At 40.1% G+C, this 23,118-nt stretch carries 27 protein-coding genes and 1 pseudogene; all 28 read right to left on the bottom strand.

Features of this window, described 5'->3' with window-relative positions:
* Window positions 1-78: 78 nt before the first annotated feature.
* Window positions 79-1,080: a flagellar biosynthesis protein FlhF gene (locus A374_RS12405; RefSeq protein WP_007202560.1), complete on the bottom strand. Its 1,002-nt coding sequence runs from the start codon at window positions 1,078-1,080 to the stop codon at window positions 79-81.
* Complete coding sequence (flhA, locus tag A374_RS12400) at window positions 1,077-3,107, bottom strand: flagellar biosynthesis protein FlhA (RefSeq protein ID WP_007202559.1); 2,031 nt, start codon at window positions 3,105-3,107, stop codon at window positions 1,077-1,079. Before flhA ends, A374_RS12405 begins: the two co-directional genes overlap by 4 nt.
* A 28-nt stretch (window positions 3,108-3,135) precedes the next feature.
* Entirely contained in the window at window positions 3,136-4,215 is a 1,080-nt protein-coding gene (gene flhB / locus A374_RS12395) for a flagellar biosynthesis protein FlhB (protein WP_007202558.1), read from the bottom strand.
* On the bottom strand, window positions 4,199-4,981 hold the full coding sequence (gene fliR / locus A374_RS12390; RefSeq protein WP_007202557.1) for a flagellar biosynthetic protein FliR: 783 nt from the start codon (window positions 4,979-4,981) through the stop codon (window positions 4,199-4,201). Before fliR ends, flhB begins: the two co-directional genes overlap by 17 nt.
* Before the next feature lie 4 nt (window positions 4,982-4,985).
* Window positions 4,986-5,258 carry a flagellar biosynthesis protein FliQ gene (fliQ, locus tag A374_RS12385; protein WP_007202556.1) on the bottom strand — a complete coding sequence of 91 codons (273 nt, stop codon included), beginning with the start codon at window positions 5,256-5,258 and terminating at the stop codon, window positions 4,986-4,988.
* A gap of 12 nt (window positions 5,259-5,270) precedes the next feature.
* A complete protein-coding gene (gene fliP / locus A374_RS12380; protein ID WP_007202555.1) occupies window positions 5,271-5,951 on the bottom strand; it encodes a flagellar type III secretion system pore protein FliP in 681 nt (226 codons plus the stop codon).
* On the bottom strand, window positions 5,920-6,582 hold the full coding sequence (locus A374_RS19565) for a flagellar biosynthetic protein FliO (RefSeq protein ID WP_007202554.1): 663 nt from the start codon (window positions 6,580-6,582) through the stop codon (window positions 5,920-5,922). The genes fliP and A374_RS19565 overlap by 32 nt, the downstream gene beginning before the upstream one ends.
* 7 nt (window positions 6,583-6,589) lie before the next feature.
* Complete coding sequence (locus A374_RS12370; RefSeq protein ID WP_007202553.1) at window positions 6,590-6,952, bottom strand: response regulator; 363 nt, start codon at window positions 6,950-6,952, stop codon at window positions 6,590-6,592.
* Between the two features lie 26 nt (window positions 6,953-6,978).
* Window positions 6,979-8,004: a flagellar motor switch phosphatase FliY gene (gene fliY, locus A374_RS12365; protein WP_007202552.1), complete on the bottom strand. Its 1,026-nt coding sequence runs from the start codon at window positions 8,002-8,004 to the stop codon at window positions 6,979-6,981.
* A 3-nt stretch (window positions 8,005-8,007) separates the two neighbouring features.
* Window positions 8,008-8,988 (bottom strand): flagellar motor switch protein FliM, encoded by a 981-nt coding sequence (fliM, locus tag A374_RS12360; RefSeq protein WP_007202551.1) that lies wholly within the window; start codon window positions 8,986-8,988, stop codon window positions 8,008-8,010.
* Window positions 8,989-9,013: 25 nt separating this feature from the next.
* Window positions 9,014-9,457 (bottom strand): flagellar basal body-associated FliL family protein, encoded by a 444-nt coding sequence (locus tag A374_RS12355; RefSeq protein ID WP_007202550.1) that lies wholly within the window; start codon window positions 9,455-9,457, stop codon window positions 9,014-9,016.
* Window positions 9,454-9,675 carry a flagellar FlbD family protein gene (locus A374_RS12350; RefSeq protein ID WP_007202549.1) on the bottom strand — a complete coding sequence of 74 codons (222 nt, stop codon included), beginning with the start codon at window positions 9,673-9,675 and terminating at the stop codon, window positions 9,454-9,456. Before A374_RS12350 ends, A374_RS12355 begins: the two co-directional genes overlap by 4 nt.
* A gap of 49 nt (window positions 9,676-9,724) precedes the next feature.
* The gene (gene flgG / locus A374_RS12345) at window positions 9,725-10,510 is read right to left on the bottom strand and encodes a flagellar basal body rod protein FlgG (protein ID WP_007202548.1); all 786 of its coding nucleotides are present in this window, start codon (window positions 10,508-10,510) and stop codon (window positions 9,725-9,727) included.
* 44 nt (window positions 10,511-10,554) lie between these two features.
* A complete protein-coding gene (flgD, locus tag A374_RS12340) occupies window positions 10,555-10,935 on the bottom strand; it encodes a flagellar hook assembly protein FlgD (RefSeq protein WP_007202547.1) in 381 nt (126 codons plus the stop codon).
* Window positions 10,932-12,470, bottom strand: coding sequence for a flagellar hook-length control protein FliK (locus A374_RS12335; RefSeq protein WP_007202546.1), 1,539 nt, complete (start codon window positions 12,468-12,470; stop codon window positions 10,932-10,934). The genes flgD and A374_RS12335 overlap by 4 nt, the downstream gene beginning before the upstream one ends.
* A 19-nt stretch (window positions 12,471-12,489) precedes the next feature.
* Complete coding sequence (locus A374_RS12330) at window positions 12,490-13,038, bottom strand: MotE family protein (protein WP_007202545.1); 549 nt, start codon at window positions 13,036-13,038, stop codon at window positions 12,490-12,492.
* Between the two features lie 14 nt (window positions 13,039-13,052).
* A complete protein-coding gene (gene fliJ / locus A374_RS12325; protein ID WP_007202544.1) occupies window positions 13,053-13,490 on the bottom strand; it encodes a flagellar export protein FliJ in 438 nt (145 codons plus the stop codon).
* Window positions 13,487-14,806 carry a flagellar protein export ATPase FliI gene (fliI, locus tag A374_RS12320; protein ID WP_007202543.1) on the bottom strand — a complete coding sequence of 440 codons (1,320 nt, stop codon included), beginning with the start codon at window positions 14,804-14,806 and terminating at the stop codon, window positions 13,487-13,489. The genes fliJ and fliI overlap by 4 nt, the downstream gene beginning before the upstream one ends.
* Window positions 14,766-15,560: a flagellar assembly protein FliH gene (gene fliH / locus A374_RS12315; protein WP_007202542.1), complete on the bottom strand. Its 795-nt coding sequence runs from the start codon at window positions 15,558-15,560 to the stop codon at window positions 14,766-14,768. Before fliH ends, fliI begins: the two co-directional genes overlap by 41 nt.
* The gene (fliG, locus tag A374_RS12310; RefSeq protein ID WP_007202541.1) at window positions 15,547-16,557 is read right to left on the bottom strand and encodes a flagellar motor switch protein FliG; all 1,011 of its coding nucleotides are present in this window, start codon (window positions 16,555-16,557) and stop codon (window positions 15,547-15,549) included. The genes fliH and fliG overlap by 14 nt, the downstream gene beginning before the upstream one ends.
* A 10-nt stretch (window positions 16,558-16,567) precedes the next feature.
* Window positions 16,568-18,136 (bottom strand): flagellar basal-body MS-ring/collar protein FliF, encoded by a 1,569-nt coding sequence (gene fliF, locus A374_RS12305; protein WP_007202540.1) that lies wholly within the window; start codon window positions 18,134-18,136, stop codon window positions 16,568-16,570.
* 72 nt (window positions 18,137-18,208) lie between these two features.
* On the bottom strand, window positions 18,209-18,508 hold the full coding sequence (fliE, locus tag A374_RS12300; protein WP_007202539.1) for a flagellar hook-basal body complex protein FliE: 300 nt from the start codon (window positions 18,506-18,508) through the stop codon (window positions 18,209-18,211).
* Window positions 18,509-18,517: 9 nt separating this feature from the next.
* Window positions 18,518-18,967, bottom strand: coding sequence for a flagellar basal body rod protein FlgC (gene flgC / locus A374_RS12295; RefSeq protein ID WP_007202538.1), 450 nt, complete (start codon window positions 18,965-18,967; stop codon window positions 18,518-18,520).
* Entirely contained in the window at window positions 18,967-19,344 is a 378-nt protein-coding gene (gene flgB, locus A374_RS12290) for a flagellar basal body rod protein FlgB (RefSeq protein WP_007202537.1), read from the bottom strand. Before flgB ends, flgC begins: the two co-directional genes overlap by 1 nt.
* Before the next feature lie 366 nt (window positions 19,345-19,710).
* Window positions 19,711-20,172, bottom strand: a pseudogene (tnpA, locus tag A374_RS12285) (IS200/IS605 family transposase).
* A 193-nt stretch (window positions 20,173-20,365) separates the two neighbouring features.
* On the bottom strand, window positions 20,366-21,145 hold the full coding sequence (gene codY / locus A374_RS12280) for a GTP-sensing pleiotropic transcriptional regulator CodY (protein ID WP_007202536.1): 780 nt from the start codon (window positions 21,143-21,145) through the stop codon (window positions 20,366-20,368).
* A 13-nt stretch (window positions 21,146-21,158) separates the two neighbouring features.
* Window positions 21,159-22,553 (bottom strand): ATP-dependent protease ATPase subunit HslU, encoded by a 1,395-nt coding sequence (hslU, locus tag A374_RS12275; RefSeq protein WP_007202535.1) that lies wholly within the window; start codon window positions 22,551-22,553, stop codon window positions 21,159-21,161.
* Between the two features lie 18 nt (window positions 22,554-22,571).
* A complete protein-coding gene (hslV, locus tag A374_RS12270) occupies window positions 22,572-23,114 on the bottom strand; it encodes an ATP-dependent protease subunit HslV (RefSeq protein ID WP_007202534.1) in 543 nt (180 codons plus the stop codon).
* Between the last annotated feature and the right edge of the window lie 4 nt (window positions 23,115-23,118).

Here is a 23,118-nt window from a genome sequence, read left to right as displayed (position 1 = left end):
CTTGTTAAGGTACTCTTATTTTTATCGGTAAAAAAAGGCTATTTCTTTAGACCAACTATTGTCTTTTATACACTTTTTTTACGTATTCCTCTTCATAGAAGGAGGCTGTTGTTTACATTGCTGCAAATAAAGAGAGACAATCGATGTATGAGAAGGTACAAATAAGTCTTCTGGTATGGAATGTCCATTCGTCATATACATTACAGGAAGCTTATGTAAAATCATCAGATTGAGCAGCAAACCTAGTGAGACCGTTTCATCCACCTTTGTAATCACCATCTGAAGGGGTTGCCTTCCTTGGTAAGCCTTTAAGACTTGTTTTACATCTTTATAGTTAGAAGTCATTGGAACTACTAAAATATTCGCGCTTTCTACTACCACGTCATCGCTCATATTGAACGTTTCATTCGGAAACAGCACAGCTTGCTCACTGTGCTGATCCACTAACACGAGATCATACGATGCAAATCGTTGGAGCGCCTTTTGTAGAAAGTCTTCAGAGTACGCAACTTGAAATGGAATGTGCAATGCATCACTATACACTTTTAATTGCTGAATGGCTCCTGCCCGCCTCGTATCGGTTGTAATGAGTGCCACGTTTGTACCTTTTGTTAAAACTTCGTGTGCAGCGATTTTCGCAATACACGTTGTTTTCCCACCTCCAGACGGTCCACTAAAAAATAAAAAGCGAGTTTTTGCTTGAAAACTTCGTACTTGATGATCTAATTGCTCCAAAAACCATTGAAAAAGCAAGTGTTCGATTGAATGTGAAGAGTCGCCTCTTACATATGGCAGTAAGACTCTTTCTATTTCGCAACAAAGCGACTGTGCTAATCCACTTTCTTCAAGTCGCACTAACCACTCCTTATAATCGTTCCACTGCTTCTCATTGACGGTTGCCGCTTCATGATCATCATCAACCAACACCGTTACCTCAACTTGCTTTTTTGTAAAAAAGCCGAGAAATCCTCCGTCATAAACGTCACGATTAAATAAAATAACTGCTTCGTTTCCTTCTTTACTCGCAATCGCTTCAAGCGCCTGTTGTATCGTAGTAGCTCTATATTTTTTTATGTTCATCGTTGTACCACACCTACTGATTGTACTTCCACATCTGGCTCCAATTCGTTATAAGAGAGAACGACAAGATGAGGTAAGTAGCGTTCTACTAGTTGTCTAACATACATCCTAACTGCTGGTGAACATAGTAAGATTGGCTCTGTCATCACACCGACATTGCGGCTTATTTCCTTCTCAATCGCCGCAAAGATTGCTTGTGAATCTCCCGGTTCTAACGTTAAATAATTTCCATAGTCTGTTTGCTGCACATGTTCTGCAATTAGTTTCTCTACTTCCGCTCCTAACGTTAATACCGGTAAGGACGCCCCTACTTTTGCATATTGTTGTGAAATTTGCCGAGAAAGCGCTTGACGTACATACTCTGTTAACAAATCAAGATCTTTGGATAATTTTCCAAAGTCTGCTAGCGTCTCAAAAATAACAAGTAAATTTTTAATGGAAATTTTTTCTTTTAATAGCTTCGCTAATACTTTTTGTATTTCTCCAATCGATAATGGATCAGGCGTCACTTCATCTATTAACGACGGATAGTGTTCTTTCATATAATCAAGCAGCTGCTTCGTTTCTTGTCGACCGAGAAGTTCATGAGCATGCCTACGAATAACTTCTGTTATGTGCGTCGATACAACAGATGGTGGATCAACTACGGTATAACCGAGCTGTTCAGCCTGCTCTTTTTTGCCCTCCTCTATCCATAAGGCATCGAGTCCGAAGGCAGGTTCAATAGCCGGTTCACCTTCAATACTGTCCTCATCAATACCTGAGCTAATGGCGAGAAAACGAGACAGCATTAATTTCCCTCTCGCCACTTCTGTTCCTTTAATTTTCATACAATATTCATTAGGTTGAAGTTGTATATTGTCGCGAATGCGCACAACAGGAACGACAATGCCAAGCTCTAAGGCTAATTGGCGACGAATCATCACGATGCGATCGAGGAGATCGCCTCCTTGTGAAGAATCAGCGAGTGGAATTAATCCATATCCAAATTGAAATTCGATAAGATCAACTTGCAATAACGGCATGACGCTATCAGGACTTTTCATCGGTTCAATCGCTATTTCCTTCTCCTCTTTCTCTTCCGCTTTTTTCTTAGCTGCTCCTCTTCGAAGTACATAACCACCGGCAGCAACTATTCCACCAATTGGAAGGGTAACGAGATCATTAATGGGCGTAAATAACCCTAGCGCGATAATGGTTCCACCGGCTACTACTAACATGTCTGGATACGCTAACAATTGTTTGGAAACGTCAAATCCTAAATTGCCTTCTGATGCAGCGCGTGTAACGATAATCCCGGTGGCTGTTGAAATAATTAGTGCAGGCACTTGAGAGACGAGCCCGTCTCCAACTGTTAATAACGTAAACGTTTGTGCGCTTTTTGCAAAATCAAAGCCCATTTGTGTGGTTCCGATAATGATGCCAAACAACATATTAATAAATACAATGACAATGCCAGCAATCGCATCACCTTTTACAAACTTACTCGCTCCGTCCATCGCTCCATAGAAATCAGACTCTCTCTCTACTTTGTTGCGTCGATGTCTTGCTTCTTGATCGGAAATCATCCCTGCATTTAAGTCGGCATCGATACTCATCTGTTTTCCAGGCATAGCATCCAACGTAAAGCGCGCCGCTACTTCAGAAACACGTTCCGATCCTTTTGTAATGACGATAAATTGAATGACTACGAGTATAAAGAAAACCACAATTCCGACTAATATATTTCCTCCGACAACGAACTCTCCGAATGTATGGACCACATTTCCCGCTTTTCCGTTTCCTAAAATGGACCTTGTCGTCGATACATTCAAACCGAGTCGAAATAACGTAACCAGAAGGAGCAACGAAGGAAATATTGAAAATTGAAGCGGCTCCTGCATATTCATTGCGATTAAGATAATGATGAGCGCCAGTGTAATATTAATGATGATAAAAAAATCAAGCATCCATGTTGGTAAGGGGATAATTAACATGACGATAATCATAATGACACCTAATAGCACGCTTAAATCTCTTGCTTTCATGTAACGCTTCTCTCCTCTTTCACCTTCATTACTTTTTCTTTTTCAATTGATACACGTACGCAAGAATTTCTGCCACCGCTTTAAAGAGATCTTCTGGGATGCTATCACCTATTTCTGTCTCTTTATATAACGTACGTGCCAGTTGGCGATTTTCTACTTGCGTTACATTGTGTGCTTTTGCAACTTCTTTCATTTTTTGAGCAACAAAATCTAGCCCTTTGGCGATCACATAGGGAGCGTCCCTTTTTGTTTCATCATATTTCAAGGCAATTGCATAATGCGTTGGATTCGTAATGATTACATCTGCACTAGGGAGATCTTGCATCATGCGTCGCATGGCAAGCTGACGCTGCTTTTCTTTCACCTTTGCCTTGATTTTTGGATCGCCTTCTATTTTTTTATGTTCATCTTTAATCTCTTGTTTGCTCATGCGAATGCTTTTCTCAAAATCAAATTTTTGATACATATAATCTAGTAAGGCTACGAGCAACATAAGAATGGAAGCAAATAACCCCATTTCAAAGATTAGTTCTCCGAAACTACTAAGTGAGGATTTTAAACTTACTTGCGAAAGCTTCATAAGTTCTTCTTTTTTTCGGTAAATAATGAAAAACGTTACGCCACCAATCACACTAATTTTCAGCATCGATTTGACTAATTCAACGAGTGCTCGCAATGAATAGATTTTTTTGGCACCTTGCAATGGATTTAAACGATTCCATTTCATCGAGATCGCCTCCATTGAAAAAAGCCAGCCTATTTGTAAATAATTAGCGAGAATACCAGCAACCATCACCATGACTAACACCGGTGCAATGGCTACTACTGCATCTTTAACAAGATTTGCAAATAGCAGATGAACATTTTCCTCCGTCGGCTGTAATACTAAACCTTTACTTAATAAAACCCGCAATAGATTCATCATCTTTTCAGCCATACTTTCACCGAATAATAGAAGTGCTAAAAAACTTGCTAACAACGTAGCTGCAGCATTAAGATCCGCGCTTTTGGCTACTTGTCCTTTTTTCTTCGTTTCTTCTCGTTTTTTCGGTGTTGCTTGTTCCGTTTTTTCTCCTGAAAAATAGTGAAGATCAAGTTGTAACCTCATGTAAGTTCTCCTGTAATAGTTGAAGCAAATGTCGCATTACACTCGCTGTTTCGCGACTTAACATGTGTATGCCAGAAAAAAAGAGGGGTAAGACCAATAATAAAATGACAAAGGCAACAAGAATTTTTAATGGCAAACCAATTACAAATACATTAATTTGCGGTACCGTTCTCGCTACAATACCTAATGCAAGGTCAACGAGAAAAAGCGTTCCGACAATGGGCATGGCCAATTGAAAAGCGATGAGAAACATGGCTGTGAAAACCGTAACCGCATAATTTGCCACTTCACCCGCTGAAAGGTCTACATGACCGCCAATGGGTACGAACTGATAGCTATAAAAGATGCCATCGAGTAACATGTAATGTCCATTCGTTATAAACAACAATAGCATGGCAAAATGATATAAATACTTCCCCATTAGCGGTGTTTGGATACCTGTTTGCGGATCAATCACTCCCGCAATGGCAAAACCCATTTGTAAATCCAGAAAACCTCCGATAATATGAACACCATATAATAGGAAGGAAGCAAGTAAACCGAGCAACATTCCAATCAATCCCTCCAAAAGGAGAGCAACGATGAAATGAAGCGATAGTGGAATGTGGGGTGCCCCCATCGTCATCACTACAATTACCGCTAGAAATCCTGCACCACCTAAGCGAAAGGTCACAGGGATCGTTCGATAGGAAAACACAGGCGCCGTTGCCAAAAAAACAGAAATACGTATAAAAACAAGCAATATAGCTGGTAGCGTTTCAATCATTCTTTTACGCTCCTACAAATCGTTCCAAGTTATTAAAAATATCATATGTAAATGTCACCATCTCGCTTAGCATCCATGGTCCAAAGAAGATCAACGCAATGAGCACAGCTGCTATTTTAGGAATAAAGGCAAGTGTTTGCTCTTGAATTTGCGTTGTAGCTTGAAAGATACTAACAAGCAAACCAACAACCAAAGCAAGCAACAAGAGCGGACCAGCAACCATCAGTGTGGTATATACACCTTTTTCCGCGATGGAGATAACCATTTCTGCATTCATCCAAACACCTTCTTATCCATAGCTTGATAGCAAGGATTTTACGATTAAATACCAGCCATCGACTAATATAAATAGCAGTAGCTTAAAAGGTAACGAGATCATAACGGGTGGCAACATCATCATGCCCATCCCCATTAAAATACTTGCTACGACCATATCAATAACGAGAAATGGCACAAAAATCATAAAACCCATTTGAAACGCTGACTTTAATTCACTAATGGCATAGGCCGGAACGAGCACACGCATCGGAATATCATTTACATGCGCTGGTTTTTTTGCTTTTGTATAGTTTAAAAAGAGCTCTAAATCTTTTTCTCTCGTATGCTTTGTCATAAATTCTTTTAACGGTTTAGCGCCTTTTTCATACGCCTGTTGTTGCGTAATCTTGCCGTCAATAAGTGGTTTTACAGCATCGTGATTTATTTGAGAAAACGTAGGGCCCATAATAAAAATCGTTAAGAATAATGCAATGCCGATCAGCACCTGGTTTGGAGGCATTTGTTGGGTGGCTAATGAAGTTCTTACAAAAGACAGCACAATCACAATGCGTGTAAAACACGTCATTAGCAGTAAAATGCTCGGTGCAACCGAAAGAATCGTCAATAAGAGTAATAGCTGAATCGTCGTTTCAGTAGAGCCACTAGCGCCGTTAAGGAAGTCAAGATTGATCTTTGGCAGTAGATTGTTCATGCGTTTTCCCTTCCTTTGACAGCTTTTGAACAAATGATGATCGCTCATCATTTATTTGCCGAAGACGTGTTTTTAGCTCTACAGAGAAGCGTGATGGTCCTTTTTTACCTTTGCGCCCAAAGAATGAATGAGGCCTCTCGGTTGTCGTTTGCGTACGATTTGGAGAGAGCAACCATTGCTCAACTTCTTGAGGATCTACTACTTCTTTTAACAACGTAATATTTTCACCTATACCGACGATAAAAACTGCTGAACCGACTTTCACTGCTTGGATGGACTTATTACCACCCAAACCTACACCGACCAACGTATTCATTCCTTGCTTTTCTTTAAAGCCTTTACTACGTTTTTTTAAAAACTTTAATACGCCATACAATAAACCAATTACAAAAATTAGTGCGGCAATTACTTTAAACATCGCTACAAAACCATTGCCGTAAAGATCTTTCGTTGACTGCTCTTCTAATGCTCCAGTCTGCTTGTCTTCTTTTTCCTTCGCATGATCTGTACATTCGTAAACGGTAAGACACGCTGCCTCTGCTTTTATGACAGCGCGCGGACTTACTACGCCTACACACACGATGAAAAGGCAAAGCAAGCTTATATACAGCTTGTTCTTTATCATCACCATCAGAACATTAGCTCAACGTTTTCGAAATCGCTTCAATTACGCGATCTGCCTGAAATGGCTTTACGATAAAATCCTTTGCTCCTGCTTGTATGGCATCAATCACCATAGACTGTTGCCCCATCGCTGAGCACATAATCACTTTAGCGTCAGAATGGTGCTTACGAATTTCCTTTAACGCCGCAATTCCATCCACTTCTGGCATTGTAATATCAAGAGTTACTAAGTCAGGCATTAGCTCTTTATATTTCTCAACAGCCTCAGCACCATCAGCGGCTTCTCCCACCACATGATAGCCATTTTTAATTAAAATATCCTTAATCATCATTCTCATAAAAGCTGCATCATCAACGACTAAAATACGTTTACTCATCCTTCTCTCTCCTCCAAAAAATCTATTTATTTTAAGTTCATTAAACGGGCTTTACGGCTCACAATTTCATTTACGCGCACGCCGAAATTCTCATCAATGACAACCACTTCTCCCTTAGCTACGAGCTTTTGATTGATTAAAATATCTACCGGCTCACCAGCTAACTTATCAAGCTCCACAATTGAACCTGGAGCCATTTCTAATATTTCTTGAATGGTACGACGTGTTCTTCCTAATTCGACGGTTAACTGCAATGGAATATCAAGCAGTCGTTCAATCGAAGGTTCTTGCTCCTGCACAACAACCGTTTCTTCATGAAACGGAGAAAATACAGCGGACTGAACGGCTACACTTTCTTTAGGCGGTAACTCGTGCGTTGTCGGCATAACAGCCTCAACTGTTGCAGCCGACTCCTGTCTTTGCAGCAGTCCTTTAACGAGCAGTTGCGCAAAATCTACTTTAATCAGTTGCATAATGCTTGAATCTACTAAACTACCAATTTTCAATCGAAAGGATACTTTAATAAGAATATCTTCATCTACAGGAAATGGAATATTCGCATTTAAATTCTCAATGGTAGGAGGCGAGATATCGACTTTCTTTTGAAAAATAGTCGAAAGGGATGTCGAAGCCGATCCCATCATTTGATTCATCGCTTCACCTACGGCGCTAAGTTGGAGTTCTCCGAATGTTTCAGCAGGATTCCTCCCATCTCCACCTAACATAAGATCTGCGATAATTTGTGCGTCCTTCGTTTCAATGACGAGTAAATTGGTTCCTTCTACTCCTTCAACGTACTCTACTTTGACAGCTACGTGAGGCGTTGGAAATTCTTCCTCTAAATTTTTCTTTTCAATAATAGAAACCATTGGCGTTGTAATTTGGACTTTTTGATGTAGCAATGCTGAAAGCGCTGTTGACGCACTACCAAAAGAAATGTTCCCTATTTCTCCGAGCGCATCTTGTTCCATTCCTGTTAAGTAATGTTCAATTCCTTCACTCACCGCTTCTTCTTTTGCAAGCAATGCATCAATTTCATCTTGAGATAGCATGCCTTATTCCTCCTTTAAATCAACAAGCATTTGCACAGCGAGCTGCCGGTTGACTCTTCCCGGCTGAGCCAGGAACTTTTTCTTTTCATCTACATACACAGAAAGCGGCGCAGTTAATTTTTGATCTAACAACAGCACGTCACCTTCTGTTAATTCCATAAGATCTTGAACAGTCATCGTAGAGCGACCTAATTCAGCAATTATTGCTAGATCTGAACGTTTAATTCGTTCTTGTATCCAATCTTGTTCTTCTGGCTCTAGCGTTTTCTTCTGATGCTGCATCCAATAATGAACCGATAGTTTTTGCATAACCGGTTCTAATACAACATGTGGTAAACAAACATTCATCATGCCACTTGTTTCGCCGATCGTTGTTGTTAATGAAATAACAACGACGGTTTCATTCGGAGAAACCATTTGTAAAAACTGTGGATTCACTTCAAAATCAAGCATTGTCGGCTCTATATCTACGACCGTACTCCACGCTTCTTGATAACTTGATAACGAGCCACGAAACAACTGTGAAAGGATGGTTGTTTCTATTTCTGTTAACGAAGCTACCTTATTGACACTCGTCCCATGCCCTCCTAATAAGCGGTCTAACATGCTATAGGCAATATTCGGATTTACTTCTATTAAAAGGCGTCCAGGTAAAGGCGCGGCTTCGAATAGATTTAAAATCGTCATCCTTGGGATCGAACGTATGAATTCTTCATAAGGCAATTGGTCGACTGAAGCAACAGATATTTGCACATAGGTTCGCAATTGAGCAGAAACATAGGTTGTTAATAAACGAGCAAAATTTTCATGTACGCGCGTAATACTTCTTACTTGATCTTTAGAAAAACGCAGCGCTCGCTTAAAGTCATACGTTCTTATACGTCGCTCGTTTTCTTCTTTTTTTAGCTCTTCTGCATCCATTTCACCGGTTGAAATCGCAGAAAGTAGCGCATCAATTTCATTTTGTGATAATACTTCTGTCATTTCTCTTCTCCTTGTGGGTTGTTACTTACTGAACAACCTTTTCAACCGTATACACTTTTTGAATGGAGCCTTTTTGCAGAAGTTGAGCTGTTTGTCGTTTTAAACGTTCTTCAAGCTTACTTATTCCTTGCTGTCCTTGAAGCTCTTTACGATTGAAAGCAGCTAATTCATAAATGACAAGATGATTTACTTGAAAAAGGCGTTGTTCTAGCTCTTCTTTCGCTTCCGCCGTATCTGTTTGGAATCGGAATTTTGTTTTAATATACGATTGGTCTTTTAGGTTTGTAATAATTTCCTTCGTCTCCACAGTTAGCTGGGCAAGATCCTCAGCCCCTGGATCGCTTCCATAGGCTTTCTCTTTCTCGTTAAAAAAGAGAAAATAAAGCATTGCGCCACTAGCGATAAGCACTGCAATAACTACTATAAACAAGCCATTTCGCTTTTTGGGGGGCATTGATTCTGCGCTCATTTACTTTCCTCCTTTTGGGGATGTAAGCAGGTCGAATAGGGAGAGGCTGTTTGATAGAATGTCATGACACGAGCTTTCACTTCTTCTGGTTTCTCTAAAACTACGAACTTCTTTCCCGATGTAAGCGTAATTGTCGTATCCGGAAACGCTTGAATATGTTCAATCCATACAGCATGTAATGTAAACGTTTCACCATTTAGTTTTGTTAATTCAATCATGACGTTGCCGGAATGAATCGTTGCCGTTCACTCCGGTCTCCTCACCTTCTTATCGTTTTAAATTAACAAGCTCTTGTAATATTTCATCAGACGTTGTAATAATTTTTGTATTTGACTGAAAAGCACGTTGCGCTACAATCATTTCCGTAAATTCTTCGGATAGATCTACGTTCGACATTTCGAGAGAAGCACTTATGAGTTTGCCCGCTCCACCACTTCCTGGGACTAATGCCGGAGAAGAATGTTCACCAGAATTAGGACCAATGCGATATAAGTTACTTCCTGTTTTTTCTAAGCCACCCGGATTTGGCACGGTGACAAGTCCCAGTTTTTGATCGCTCGTTGTACCCGTATCCGTCACAATAGTTACCGATCCATCTGATCCAATGCTATAACTTTTTGCTTCTTTTGGAATTTTGATTTCTGCACCGTCAACATCAAGTACGGCATACCCATCTGCTGTAACGAGTTTGCGCTCGTCACCGTCTGGCGTTAAGTAAAAATTACCCGCACGCGTTAAAAAGTTGCCTCCAGGTGACTGCACAAGAAAGTAACCATCTCCTTCAATTGCCACATCAAGCGGCCTGCCAGTCGTTTGTGGACTACCTTGTGTATCCACTGTATCAATCGTTGCAACGCCAGAGCCGAGGCCTACTTGCTTCGGATTCGTTCCGACCGTACCTTGTGCAAGTTGCTGACTGACTAAATCTTTAAAGGTTACTCTTCCTTTTTTAAAACCATAGGTATTGACGTTAGCAATGTTATTTCCAATCACATCTAATTTCGTTTGAAAATTTTTCATTCCGCTAATTCCTGAATACAGTGAACGTAACATCTCTTATCCCCCTCTTTGATTTACACCATATAAAAAAACAAAAACTACATCACTTGAAGAAGTTGATTGCGCTCAATAACGACATCATTTTTCAATTGCAGTTGTGTCGCGCCATTTTTAAATAACACACTTTTCACTTCACCTTCTGTAGGAGTGCCATTTTCTTTTTGATATTTGATCTGTTTGCCAATCAACGTGCTATCAGCCAATGCTTTCATCGATTGATTTAAATTCGTTAGCTGTTCTAATGAGGTAAATGTGGCCATTTGGGAAATAAATTGTTTATCGTCGATTGGGCTCGCTGGATCCTGATTTTTAAGCTGTACCATTAGTAGTTTCAGAAACTCATCTTTACCGAGAGTAGCTTTTGGAGCTGCTGTTTTCGTAGTTGGTAACAGTAAATCATTGTTAATGTTTATATTCATATGTCACTCTCCTCCTGTGTCGTTTCCATTAATACGTGTAAAAAATCAGTTTCCACCTTGCGTTCCTCTCGTTGCTCTTGGTTCTCTCGATGCTCTTGCTTGGAACGATGATCGTTAAATGGTTGCGGCGTTGTCCCCGTTTCTTCTTGAACGACAACTTCGGAAATCCTTGTACCGCTCTCTTGAAACGCCGACTTTAATACATGAATGTTGGCTTCTACTAGTTCTTTTGCGCCACTAGAAGTAGTGACAATCTTAGCGAACAATTTCCCGTTTTCTTTCATCATTTCTATTGAAAGGGTTCCGAGCGCTTCCGGTGTTAGCCTAATGCGAAGGGCCGTTAAAGGTTCGCCGATCTCAGCGTTCATGTGTTGTTGCATTGTCCATTGTTGTAGATCTCGAAGCACCGTGCGCAAAAGCGGGGATGATGAGGATTCATCCCTATTTATCCGACCTAGGGCTACACCTTCCATACTGAGAACGCGTGGCATTGAAAAGTCTGTTAACCTCTCATCACGCAGTGTCGATAGACCAGCCTTTTCTTGCAGTATTTTTTCCGAGAAAAATGGCTCTTGATCACTAGAAGATGTCAGCTGACCTGCTAAATCCACCGTAGTAGAGACCGCACCTATTCCTTTATTCTCTTGAGATGAAGCTCTGTTTACTTCGGTTTCACCCTTCATCATGGCTAAAAAGATACGTTGCTCATTCGTGACAGCCTTTTCAGTCATTACTGCTGGACCACTTAATGAACTAAAGGAACGCGAGAGGGCTTCGATGGAAAGCTTGTCGCGTAAACGAGACATAGATAACTGTTTTTCTTCGTTTGTTTCTTCGGAAATCACGCTATTTAGGTTATTTCCTCCCTCCATCTCCTTTACAAACCGAGGGAGACGTGCTTCTCGAAGCGCATCTAACATAATGGTTGCTTCTTGTTTTGGAGCTTGTAATCTGACCGTTTCTTGTTCCAAAAAGGTTCTTAGCATTTCGGATAATAAAACACCCTTCGCATTCTTCTCTTCGGTTCTCCCGCTTTGATCCATGAGCTGTGTCAAAGAACGTTGCATTTGCGTTAAAATGTCATTTACGGTCGACTCCTGACTGTGAACCATTTCTTGTCGCCATTGATTACCTCGCTCATAGCCACTGTATTGTTGGTGTAAGCCAGCAAGTAGCTGAAAAACGTGAAGCGCTTTTTCTTGAACAGCAGTTAACGGTTGATCATCGCTTGTTACAGGATTAGTATCACCTCCCTTTTGTGAGGAGAAAAATAAGGCGCTATACTCTTCAAAAGCTTGCATGCGTTCACCATCTGACAAGTGAGAAATTTCTTCCAACCACTCATTGCACGCTTCAATCACTCTTTGCGCTTCTTCCTCAAACGTTCCCGATTGCTCCTGCTCTTCCTCTTTTGAAGTAGCAGCCTGAAGTGAGCTATGAAAGGATGCTAGCAATGACGCGTTTTCTTCCTTTTTTGTCGTAACTGGTATCGCTTGTTTTCGAAAAAGCACTTCCACACCGTTTGCCAATTCCATGAGCTTTCCTCCTATTTCACTATTTTTTATTCATCATGGCTGTTAGCTTTGCTGCTTGTGTTGGCGACATTTTTTCTAATATGGCACTCGATACGTCATCATCTAACGTATGTAATACTTGTTTTACTTCTTTTAGTTTCATTTTTTCAAAGATAACCGCAGCTTTTTTGGGAGACATCGTCTCGTACCAGCTAGCTAGTTGCGTTGTATTTACGTGGGGTTCTTTTATGACTTTTTTCGTTTCTTTCTTTTTTTCTGATTGTAGCTGCTTTAGTTGCGTCTTCATTTTTTGTAATTCTTCGTCTTTACTAGTCATCGCTTGCTTCAATTGACTCACTGTTTTTTCACGCTCTGCATCTTTCTTCTTCCAATACGCCTCATTGTCTTTTGTCTCATCATGATCGTCTTGCGCTGTAACCGATGAAGAGAATAAAGGAACGTTTTTCTTAACGTCCTCCCACACATTCCAACCTAAGAAGGATAAAATCAAGCCTAATGAAAGGCAAAGGAACAGAAGTGAGAAGACAATGGAAAGAAGAAATCGACGAGCTACACCTTTCTTCTCCAAATAACCACTCCTTTTTATACGTTGATATAACGTCTTACGGCTACTTCATCACTTTCTTTCATTTCATAAAGACGAATGTGTTCTTTATGAACTTCTTCTCGTTTTTCTTTTAATTTTTCTAGTTTTTTCACGTCTGTTGTTTTTTCAACTAACCATTGCTGAGCCTCATTCATTTCTCTACGTGCATGTAATACGCGCTCATGTAAATCAGCAATTCGTTGTGATAAGGAAAGCAGAAAGCGTTGCGTTTGTTGCAATTCGTTAATAACGACTTTTTGACGAAACTGATGTGAAGAATGCTCTTCAATCCGCTCTCGTTGCTTTAATAATTGAAAAAGTGTTTGTGCTAGTTCTTCAAAGCGATCGACACTCGCCGCATAGCTCACTTCTGCTTGTTCTTTTTCACGAATTTTAAGTCTTAATAATTTTTCCATTTTAAATTCAAAGATCATGAACTTGTTTCTCCCCCAAACTCTTGAAGTAGACGATGAAGTGTCTCGTAAAAATCAGCAGGCTCATCTACACTTTGTTGTAAAAAAGAAATAATTTTTGGATGCTGTTTAATAGCGTGATCAACAGAAGCTGATGATCCTTTTTTATAAGCTCCAATGGTAATTAAATCTTCTGCCTCTAAATACGTAGCTAACAGCTTGCGAAGACTGGCGGCTGCCTCTTTATGCGTAGCGTCAATCAAGTCATTCATCACACGGCTAACGCTTTTTAATAGCGCAATGGCTGGAAATTGACCTTTATGGGCGAGGGAACGATCTAGTACGATATGACCATCTAAAATGCCGCGAACACTATCCGCAATGGGCTCATTCATATCATCTCCATCAACTAACACCGTATAAAATGCCGTAATGGATCCATGCTCACTCATCCCTGACCGCTCTAACAATTTAGGCAATAAAGCAAACACAGATGGTGTATACCCTTTTGTTGTAGGTGGTTCTCCTACAGCTAAGCCAATTTCTCGTTGCGCCATCGCAAAGCGTGTAACCGAATCCATCATCAGCATGACATTCATGCCACAATCTCTAAAATATTCAGCGATTGCTGTTGCTGTCATGGCTCCTTTTAGGCGCATAAGTGCTGGCTGATCTGACGTTGCGACAATTACAACAGACTTCTTGAGCCCTTCCTCTCCAAGATCTCTTTCAATAAAGTCCATTACTTCACGACCGCGTTCCCCGATTAAAGCAATTACATTGACGTCAGCCATTGAATTTCGTGCAATCATACCTAGTAACGTACTTTTCCCAACACCACTTCCAGCAAAAATACCCATTCTTTGACCTTTTCCAACAGTTAATGCACTATCAATAGAGCGAACACCAACAGACATAACCTCTTTAATTCTCGGTCTTGAAAGGGGATTTGGCGGTTCTTGATCTGTTGGGACGTTTACGAGCCCTTTTAATGAAACACCATCTAACGGCTTCCCTAATGCATCAATAACTTGACCAATTAAAGCGGGTCCAACACCAATAGAAACAGACTGACCGGTCGCCTCTACGAGACTACCTACTGCCATTTCTTTAATGGGTGCAAAAGGCATAAGCAATACGCGATCTTCATGAAAACCAACCACTTCTGCACTCACCTTTTTTTGGTGATTATCCCCAAGATGGATATAACAAAGATCACCAATGGAGGCACGCGGGCCAGATGATTCAATCGTTAACCCTACAACCTTTGTCACTCTGCCATAATATTTATAGCTATTACTTTTTTGTATAATTGTTTTTAATGCCGGCACGTTCATGGTTGTGCTCCTCAACATATTCTTGCAATTTTTCTTTCAGTTGTAGTAACTGGCGATCAAGCCCACCTTCAATCTTCCCACCGGGATATTCCACGTAAAAATCATTTCCTTGTAACTGTTCGTCTGGATAAAGCGATAAAGTATCTTTTTTCTCCAGCACACTTTCTAAATCTTCTTTTGCACAAAGCGTTGCTTCATACCAAGAAACCGGCACATACAAGCGAATAGCGTGATTCATTTTTAATTCCAATAAAAGTTGCTTCAGAACAGAAACGAATGTTTGCTCATCTTGTTCAAATGAGGCACCGACTACTTTTTGCGCTAACTCAACAGCAAGCTCTATAATTATCGGTGTCGCTTTTTCGATATGACTTTCATACTCTTTCTGTGCTAATTGTGTAAGCTTATTGACTTGTTGTAGTGCTTCATCATAATGCGCACGACCTTCCGCTTGTCCTTGGCTTACTCCTTCTTCATACGCCTGTTGTCGTGTTTCTTTACGTAATTGCTCTATTTCAATTTGCACTTGTTGTTTCTCATACTCCACTTCTGCTTGATGTTGCTTTTGCAACTCTTCTTTATATACATCTGCTTCTTTTTTTGCTTGAAGCGCTTCCTCCATCAAACGTGTAGAGCAGTCTTCTTCATCCGCTTGCGCAAACGCTGTTGCGTAGAGCAGTTGATGAAGATGAACAGGCTTAAAAGAAGCTGTATGATTAATTTCTGAGGCTTTAATAATTTTACACAATGACATCCTCTCCTCCACCTCGAGCGACAACAACTTCCCCCGCTTCTTCTAAGCGCCGAATAGTAGCCACAATTCGAGACTGTGCTTCTTCTACATCTTTCAAACGGACAGGTCCCATAAATTCCATCTCTTCTTGAAATGTTTCCACCATCCGCTCAGACATATTGCGAAATACAAGCGTTTTCACCTCTTCACTAGCAGCTTTAAGTGCTAGAATGAGATCTTCATTTTGTACTTCACGAATAACACGTTGAATCGCACGATGATCGAGAATTACAATATCTTCAAATACAAACATCCGCTTCTTAATTTCCTCTGCCAACTCCGGATCCTGAACTTCTAAAGCGTCCAAAATCGTTTTTTCCGTTGCTCGATCTACTCCGTTTAAGACGTCTACAACGGCTTCGACACCACCTGCTTGCGTAAAATCATTATGTACCGTAGCGGATAATTTTCTTTCTAGAATCCGTTCCACTTCGTTAATAATTTCTGGCGATGTTCGATCCATAACCGCAATTCGTCTAGCAACATCACCTTGCATTTCCGGAGGTAATTCAGAGAGAATTTGCCCTGATTGCGTTGCATCAAGATAAGACAAAATGAGGGCAATTGTTTGCGGATGCTCATCTTGGATAAAGCTAAGCACTTGGGCAGGATCGGCACGCCGAGCAAAATCAAACGGCCTTACTTGCAATGTAGAGGTTAAGCGATGAATAATATCCATAGCTTCTTCTTGACCGAGCGCCCGTTCTAACACCATTTTTGCGTAACCAATGCCTCCTTGCGTAATATAATCCTGTGCTAAGAGAAGTTGATAAAATTTACCGACAACCTCATCTTGAATGACTTTTTCAACTTTACGAATTTGCGAAATTTGCAATGTTAGTCTCTCTACTTCTTCTTCACTTAACTGTTTATATATTTGAGCAGCTGCCTCTGGACCAATGGAAATCATTAGCATAGCTGCTTTTTCTTTGCCTGTCATTTTCGTAGCTTTTGTCATGATTTCCCTCCTATTCTTCTGAAAGCCACGTTCGCAATAGCTTAGCAAATTCATCAGGTCGGTCTTTTGCTAGCTTTTCTAGCTGAGCCTTTTGCACATCACTTTCTTTTTCTTCTTGCTGAACCGTTTCGATTTGCTCCTCTTCATCAAGCCAACCATCCTCTTCGTCTTCATTGCGCTTTCGTTTTCTCCAAAGGATTAGAGCAATGATGACACCGAGCAGCAAGAGACCAGCTGAGATTAACATCCACAGTGGAATGGCTGTTTTTTCTTCTGCCTTGACTGGCTCTTCCTTATGGAAAGGCTTAGCAGAAACGAAGATTTTTTGACTAATATCGTTATCGCCTACTTTTGTTGCTGCATCCTTTGCAATGCTCGTCCGCACAATGTTACTTAACATTTGCGTAATATCTTCAATCGTTCCTTGTGGTAAAGAAGTTGGATCATTTGGTTTTGGTGGTTCCACCATGACTTGGATGCCTAAATCACGAATCGTGTAAGGACTTTTCGTAATTTCTTTATGAATACGATTCACTTCATAATTAATGCGATCCTCTGTTTTTTCTGAATCGCCACCTGCTTGATCAGTCCCTTGATACGTAGGAATGTCACTTTCTCCGGTCCCATCAATGCCTTTAGCTTTAGCTTGTGATCCGGTAAATGTTTCTCGCACCTTTTCTGCGCTTAACTTAATGCCTTCTATTTTTTTTGTATCAACTGGCTCAACTCTTTTTTCTTCTCTTTTCTCTTTTGTAAAATCGATATCAGCGGTCACTGTACTGATTACTTTATTGGGCCCAATTAACATAGAAAGCATTTGTTGCACCCGCATTTGCAAATCGTGTTCAATTTCCTGCTTTACGTTGCGCTGTGCTTCATACTGCGATAGATCCCCTTTTTGTTTTCCTTGATCTAAAGAAAATGAGTGGAAGTATTGATCAGAAATAACGATATTCTCTGTTGGTAAATTTGGTACACTTTTAGAAACAAGGTGGTACAAGGAGCGGACTTGACCGTCATCTAGTTTTGTTTCAGGTTTTAATGTTAAAACGACAGAGGCTGAGGACTGTTGTTTTTCTTGCTTAACGAATACGCCCTTTTCAGGTGTTGAAATCATGACCTTCGCATCATCAACCCCGCTAATATTTTTTATGAGCTTTTCAATCTCCGTTTGAGTTGCTTCTCGTTCTAACACATTAAACTCATTGTCTGTCATGCCAAATCCTTTGTTTTGTCCGAAAAAGGAATAATCAATGCTTCCGCTTTTTGGAATACCTTCAGAAGCAAGTGATACTTTTAACGCATCGACCTGTTCTTCTGGAACCGAAATAACTTTACCACCTTGCGATAATTCAGACGAAATCCCTTTACCGTCTAAATGACTTTTGATTTGACCTGCTTCCTGTGGTGACAGTTCTGTGTAGAGAGGAACTAGCTTTTCGCGCGACATGTATGAAATCACAAATGCCACTGTTAAAATGCCTAGGATGCCACACAACAGCAGCCATTTTTTCTTACGACTCCAAAGTTGAAAGGCATTATTCATTGCTCGTATTCTATTTTTTAAGTTCTCAATCATGATCTCCTCCACATGTTGTTCATGAGGTTACCCTCAAAAAAACAATTCAAAAACGAAATAATATAATGATTTCTATAGTTGTGTTCTCATAATCTCTTGATAGGCTTCTAAAACTTTATTCCTTACTTCAACGGCTGTTTGTAACGTTAAGTTTGCCTTTTCAGCTAATACCATTACCGAACTAATATCATCGGTTTTTCCTGTTAATAGCTGATTAGTCGCCTGATTAGAAGCTTGTTCATAGCCATTCGTTTCCTGAAGCATGTTCTGTAAGACCGTAGCAAATGAACCTTCGCTTTCTTTTACTTGTTGTATGTTCTCCGTTAGCGGTATTGACGCTACATTCGTTACACCTTGCACGCTCATTGTCATATGATCACTCTACCTTCCAATTTCTAATGCTTTCGCATACATAGCTTTTGAAGCGTTTAAAGCGGTAACATTTGCTTCATATGAACGTGATGCACTCATCAAATCGATCATCTCTTTAAGTGGATCTACATTCGGCATTAAAACATAGCCCTGCTCATTAGCATCTGGATGCGTGGGATTATATACCCGTTTAAATGGCGTACGATCATTGACGATTCCACGTACAACGACTCCTTCATGATTTATCGCCCCTGCTGTTGCCTGTTCATAAAAAGAAGCGAACGGTCGATTGCTTGCTTCTGCCACAACCATTTTCCGTTGATACGGAATCCATTTTCCGTTTACTCTCGTTCCTCGCGTTGTTTCAGCGTTCGCCATGTTACTCGACACAACATCCATTTTTAATCGTTGTGCCGTCAAGGCTGATGCTGAACTATTTAACGCATTAAAGATTCCCATTACTTACCTCCTTTTATGACGATTCTCATTCCATTCATTTTACTGTTTAGTAATTGAATCATCGCTTGGTTCATTAATTGATTTTTGGCTATTTCAGCCATTTCCTGATCAATGTCAACATTATTTCCATTATGATTCATAACGGTTGAGGTTTCTTTTCTAGTCACATACTGACCGTTCTCTCCCGAAAAGGAAAGATGACGGCGATCGCTACGGTAAGCTTGAAGCATCGAATGAAATTCCGATTGAAAACCTACGACTTTAGACTTATAATTGGGCGTATTAACATTGGCTATATTGGCTGCATTTGCCTGTTGCTGCAATGAAATACGCTGTAAACCTTTCTCCAGTTGCGGTATTACTCCATTTCCAAACATTTTTCATACCCCTTTTTTACTATAAATAAATTACCTTATGTACCATTTTCTGCTGTTATTCCATATTTTACGGTACTAAGCCAAAAAATGTCTATATTTTTTTGCACATTTAGACATTTTTCGATAAATGGTACTACTATTTTAATGGGTCTTTTGTACCTATATTCATTTTTATACAATAATAGTTATTAAGACCTAAGTACATGCATCTATTTTCTTGTCGTTCATGGTACAATCAAAACCACCAGTGGGAACTGGTGGTTTGCTCTGCGGCTAAAAGCCTCTCTTACCGGCCTCGGCCTTAAAGGCCCCCTGAGGAGGTCTCCCTTTTGCACCACATTCACTCACTAATTCTAAAGAATTTCCTTACTTCTTTTTATTTTTCTGTCCAGTGAACGGGTCGTACTCTTCAAATAACGTTAACTGATCTGTACGAAAGTCTTCTACGAGCTGATTTCGTATGTATTCTTGTATTTTCTTTTTATTTCGGCCCACGGTATCGACATAGAATCCTCGACACCAAAATTTGCGATTCCCATAGCGATATTTTAAATCCGCATGTCGATCGAAAATCATCAGGCTACTTTTTCCTTTCAAGTAACCCATAAATTGAGATACACTTCATTTAGGTGGGATGCTCAACAACATATGAATGTGGTCTTTACATGCATTGGCTTCATGAATGACCACTCCCTTGCGTTCACATAAATCTCGGATTATTTGACCGATACTCTTTCTATATTTTCCATATATAATTTGTCCTCTATATTTTGGTGCGAGTACGATGTGGTACTTACAATTCCATGTCGTGTGTGCTAAACTGTTCATGTCCTTCACAAGGACATACCTCCTTCTTTGATGAGTGAAGTGGTCGGGAAACCAACTTTAGCTTATGATGAAGTGAGGTTTTTTTAATACCACGCTTGAAGCTTTTTAGAACCCCCGGCATAGCCAGGGGTTTTCAATACATCAAAAAAAGAGCTGTGTCTCGAATCAGACACAGCTCCTCGTTATTCTCTTCTTAGCTTGTTTTTAACTTAGATAATTCTAGCAAGAATTTATCATTAAGTACTTTAATGTACGTTCCTTTCATACCTAGTGAACGAGATTCAATAACACCCGCACTTTCTAGTTTACGAAGGGCATTTACAATTACAGAACGCGTAATTCCTACGCGATCAGCTATTTTACTAGCTACAAGTAAACCTTCATTTCCTTCTAGCTCATCAAAAATATGTTCAATTGCTTCAAGTTCACTATAAGATAACGAGCTAATAGCCATTTGTACTACGGCTTTATTGCGCGCTTCTTCTTCGATTTCTTCTGCTTTTTCACGAAGAATTTCCATACCAACGACTGTTGCTCCATACTCTGCTAACAATAAATCATCATCATTAAAAGAGTTTGAGAGTCGAGATAAAATAAGTGTCCCTAAGCGCTCTCCACCACCAATAATAGGTACAATCGTTGTTAAGCCTGAAGAAAATAATTCTTTGTTTTCAATAGGAAATGCTGTATATTCACTGGCAATATCAAGATTTGAAGAAGTTTCCATTACGTTGAATAACCCTTTAGTATATTCAGTTGGAAATTGACGCTCTTCAAGCATTTTTTTCATGCGCTCATTCTCAATTTCTTGATTCAGTGAAATGCCTAATAATTTCCCCCTTCTGCTGACAACAAAGATATTTGCTTCAATTACATCACGAAGAGTTTCAGCCATTTCTTTAAAGTTAACCGGCTTTCCTCCTGATTGTTGAAGCATTGCGTTCAGCTTTCGTGTTTTTTCTAGTAAGTTCATTTCCCTTTTCCTCCTACAGAATATACTGACTCAGATCCTTGTTCTTAGCAATTGAAGCAAGTTTCTCTTCCACATATTCTGGTGTTATTTTAATTGTATCCATCGTTACATCAGGTGCTTCAAAAGATAGATCCTCCAACAAGCGTTCTAAAATAGTATGAAGTCTTCTCGCACCAATATTATCCGTTTCCTGATTAACTTGAAAAGCTAAAGTCGCAATCTTAGCTATAGCTTCGTCAGAAAATTCAAGATTTATACCTTCAGTCGCTAAAAGAGCTTGGTATTGCTTTAACAGCGCATTATCTGGCTCTACTAAAATTCTCGTAAAATCATGTACAGATAACTTTTCAAGCTCTACGCGAATTGGAAATCTTCCTTGTAGTTCTGGGATTAAATCAGACGGTTTTGCCATATGAAAAGCACCCGCAGAAATGAATAAAATATGATCTGTTTTGACCGAACCATATTTCGTCATAATGGTAGAACCTTCTACGATTGGCAAAATATCACGTTGCACGCCTTCGCGTGAAACGTCCGCACTTTGTTGTTGTTTTCCTGCAATCTTATCAATTTCATCGATAAAAATAATACCCTGTTGCTCCGCTTTATAAACAGCATCACTCGAGACTTCATCCATATCAATTAATTTAGCAGCCTCATCTTGCGTAAGTACTTTTCGCGCTTCGGAAACGGTTAACTTCCGACGCTTTTTCTTTTTAGGAACGAGACCTCCCAGTACATCTTGCATATTAACACCAAGCTGGTCAAGTCCAGAGCCTTGAAACATATCCATCATCGAATGATTCTGTTCCTCCACCTCTACTGTTACAAGATGGTTTTCCATTTCACCTAATGCTAGTTTATGAGCCATTTGTTTACGTTGCTGAGCAATCGTAGCATCATCTTCTTGATCGCCTTGGTTTTGGGAAGATGTATTGCCTGAACCGAAAAGCATTTCAAGTGGATTTTTCATAGAAGACTCTTTTTGCTTGCCTGGAACGAGCAATTCAATGAGACGCTTATTCGCATTCTCTTCCGCTTTATCCTTCACTTCAAGCATGCGTTGTTCTTTCACGAGCCGAATGGACGTTTCTACTAAATCTCGTACCATTGATTCTACGTCCCGACCGACATAGCCTACTTCTGTGAATTTTGTCGCTTCTACTTTAATGAAAGGAGCTTGAACGAGTTTAGCTAGCCTTCTCGCAATTTCTGTTTTACCGACCCCGGTCGGACCGATCATTAAAATGTTTTTAGGAGAAATTTCATCTCGTAATTTTTCATCAAGTAAGCTTCTTCGATGTCTGTTTCGTAACGCGACAGCGACCGCTTTTTTTGCTTCTTTTTGGCCAACAATATATTGATCCAGTTTCTCCACAATTTGTCTTGGTGTCAATTGAGTAGTCATCGCTATACACGCTCCTTATTATAGCTCTTCAAGAACAATTTGATCATTTGTGTATACACAGATTTCACCAGCAATCTCTAGTGCTGCTTTCGCGATTTCAGCAGCTGTTAAAGAAGGAGCATTCCGCTTAAGCGCACGCCCTGCTGCTAATGCAAAATTCCCTCCTGAACCGATCGCAAGTATGCCATCATCCGGCTCAATCACTTCTCCTGTACCCGAAATGAGTAAAAGGCTTTCACTATTCATTACGATTAACATCGCTTCTAGCTTTCGAAGCACTTGATCCGTTCGCCATTCTTTTGCTAACTCTACACTTGCGCGTGCTAAGTTACCACTATATTCTTCTAATTTTGCTTCAAACTTCTCATATAACGTAAAGGCATCAGCTACCGAACCTGCAAATCCTGCTAATACTTTACCACCATAAAGTCGTCTTACCTTCTTCGCTGAATGCTTCATTACTACTGTGTTGCCGAATGTTACTTGCCCATCACCGGACATGGCACATTTACCATTATGATGAACAGCAAAAATCGTTGTTGCATGAAATGAATGGGTCATTTTG

This window comes from Fictibacillus macauensis ZFHKF-1 (genome assembly GCF_000269865.1).
In the GTDB taxonomy this organism is placed as follows: domain Bacteria; phylum Bacillota; class Bacilli; order Bacillales; family Fictibacillaceae; genus Fictibacillus_C; species Fictibacillus_C macauensis.
This window is presented reverse-complemented; position numbering and strand designations above follow the sequence as displayed.

Coding starts and splice junctions, on each gene's coding strand:
- A374_RS12405 (WP_007202560.1), bottom strand. CDS start 1,080: ATGAACATAAAAAAATATAGAGCTACTACGATACAACAGGCGCTTGAA.
- flhA (WP_007202559.1), bottom strand. CDS start 3,107: ATGAAAGCAAGAGATTTAAGCGTGCTATTAGGTGTCATTATGATTATC.
- flhB (WP_007202558.1), bottom strand. CDS start 4,215: ATGAGGTTACAACTTGATCTTCACTATTTTTCAGGAGAAAAAACGGAA.
- fliR (WP_007202557.1), bottom strand. CDS start 4,981: ATGATTGAAACGCTACCAGCTATATTGCTTGTTTTTATACGTATTTCT.
- fliQ (WP_007202556.1), bottom strand. CDS start 5,258: ATGAATGCAGAAATGGTTATCTCCATCGCGGAAAAAGGTGTATATACC.
- fliP (WP_007202555.1), bottom strand. CDS start 5,951: ATGAACAATCTACTGCCAAAGATCAATCTTGACTTCCTTAACGGCGCT.
- A374_RS19565 (WP_007202554.1), bottom strand. CDS start 6,582: ATGGTGATGATAAAGAACAAGCTGTATATAAGCTTGCTTTGCCTTTTC.
- A374_RS12370 (WP_007202553.1), bottom strand. CDS start 6,952: ATGAGTAAACGTATTTTAGTCGTTGATGATGCAGCTTTTATGAGAATG.
- fliY (WP_007202552.1), bottom strand. CDS start 8,004: ATGCTATCTCAAGATGAAATTGATGCATTGCTTGCAAAAGAAGAAGCG.
- fliM (WP_007202551.1), bottom strand. CDS start 8,988: ATGACAGAAGTATTATCACAAAATGAAATTGATGCGCTACTTTCTGCG.
- A374_RS12355 (WP_007202550.1), bottom strand. CDS start 9,457: ATGAGCGCAGAATCAATGCCCCCCAAAAAGCGAAATGGCTTGTTTATA.
- A374_RS12350 (WP_007202549.1), bottom strand. CDS start 9,675: ATGATTGAATTAACAAAACTAAATGGTGAAACGTTTACATTACATGCT.
- flgG (WP_007202548.1), bottom strand. CDS start 10,510: ATGTTACGTTCACTGTATTCAGGAATTAGCGGAATGAAAAATTTTCAA.
- flgD (WP_007202547.1), bottom strand. CDS start 10,935: ATGAATATAAACATTAACAATGATTTACTGTTACCAACTACGAAAACA.
- A374_RS12335 (WP_007202546.1), bottom strand. CDS start 12,470: ATGGAATTGGCAAACGGTGTGGAAGTGCTTTTTCGAAAACAAGCGATA.
- fliJ (WP_007202544.1), bottom strand. CDS start 13,490: ATGATCTTTGAATTTAAAATGGAAAAATTATTAAGACTTAAAATTCGT.
- fliI (WP_007202543.1), bottom strand. CDS start 14,806: ATGAACGTGCCGGCATTAAAAACAATTATACAAAAAAGTAATAGCTAT.
- fliH (WP_007202542.1), bottom strand. CDS start 15,560: ATGTCATTGTGTAAAATTATTAAAGCCTCAGAAATTAATCATACAGCT.
- fliG (WP_007202541.1), bottom strand. CDS start 16,557: ATGACAAAAGCTACGAAAATGACAGGCAAAGAAAAAGCAGCTATGCTA.
- fliF (WP_007202540.1), bottom strand. CDS start 18,136: ATGATTGAGAACTTAAAAAATAGAATACGAGCAATGAATAATGCCTTT.
- fliE (WP_007202539.1), bottom strand. CDS start 18,508: ATGACAATGAGCGTGCAAGGTGTAACGAATGTAGCGTCAATACCGCTA.
- flgC (WP_007202538.1), bottom strand. CDS start 18,967: ATGGGAATCTTTAATGCGTTAAATAGTTCAGCATCAGCCTTGACGGCA.
- flgB (WP_007202537.1), bottom strand. CDS start 19,344: ATGTTTGGAAATGGAGTAATACCGCAACTGGAGAAAGGTTTACAGCGT.
- codY (WP_007202536.1), bottom strand. CDS start 21,145: ATGAACTTACTAGAAAAAACACGAAAGCTGAACGCAATGCTTCAACAA.
- hslU (WP_007202535.1), bottom strand. CDS start 22,553: ATGACTACTCAATTGACACCAAGACAAATTGTGGAGAAACTGGATCAA.
- hslV (WP_007202534.1), bottom strand. CDS start 23,114: ATGACCCATTCATTTCATGCAACAACGATTTTTGCTGTTCATCATAAT.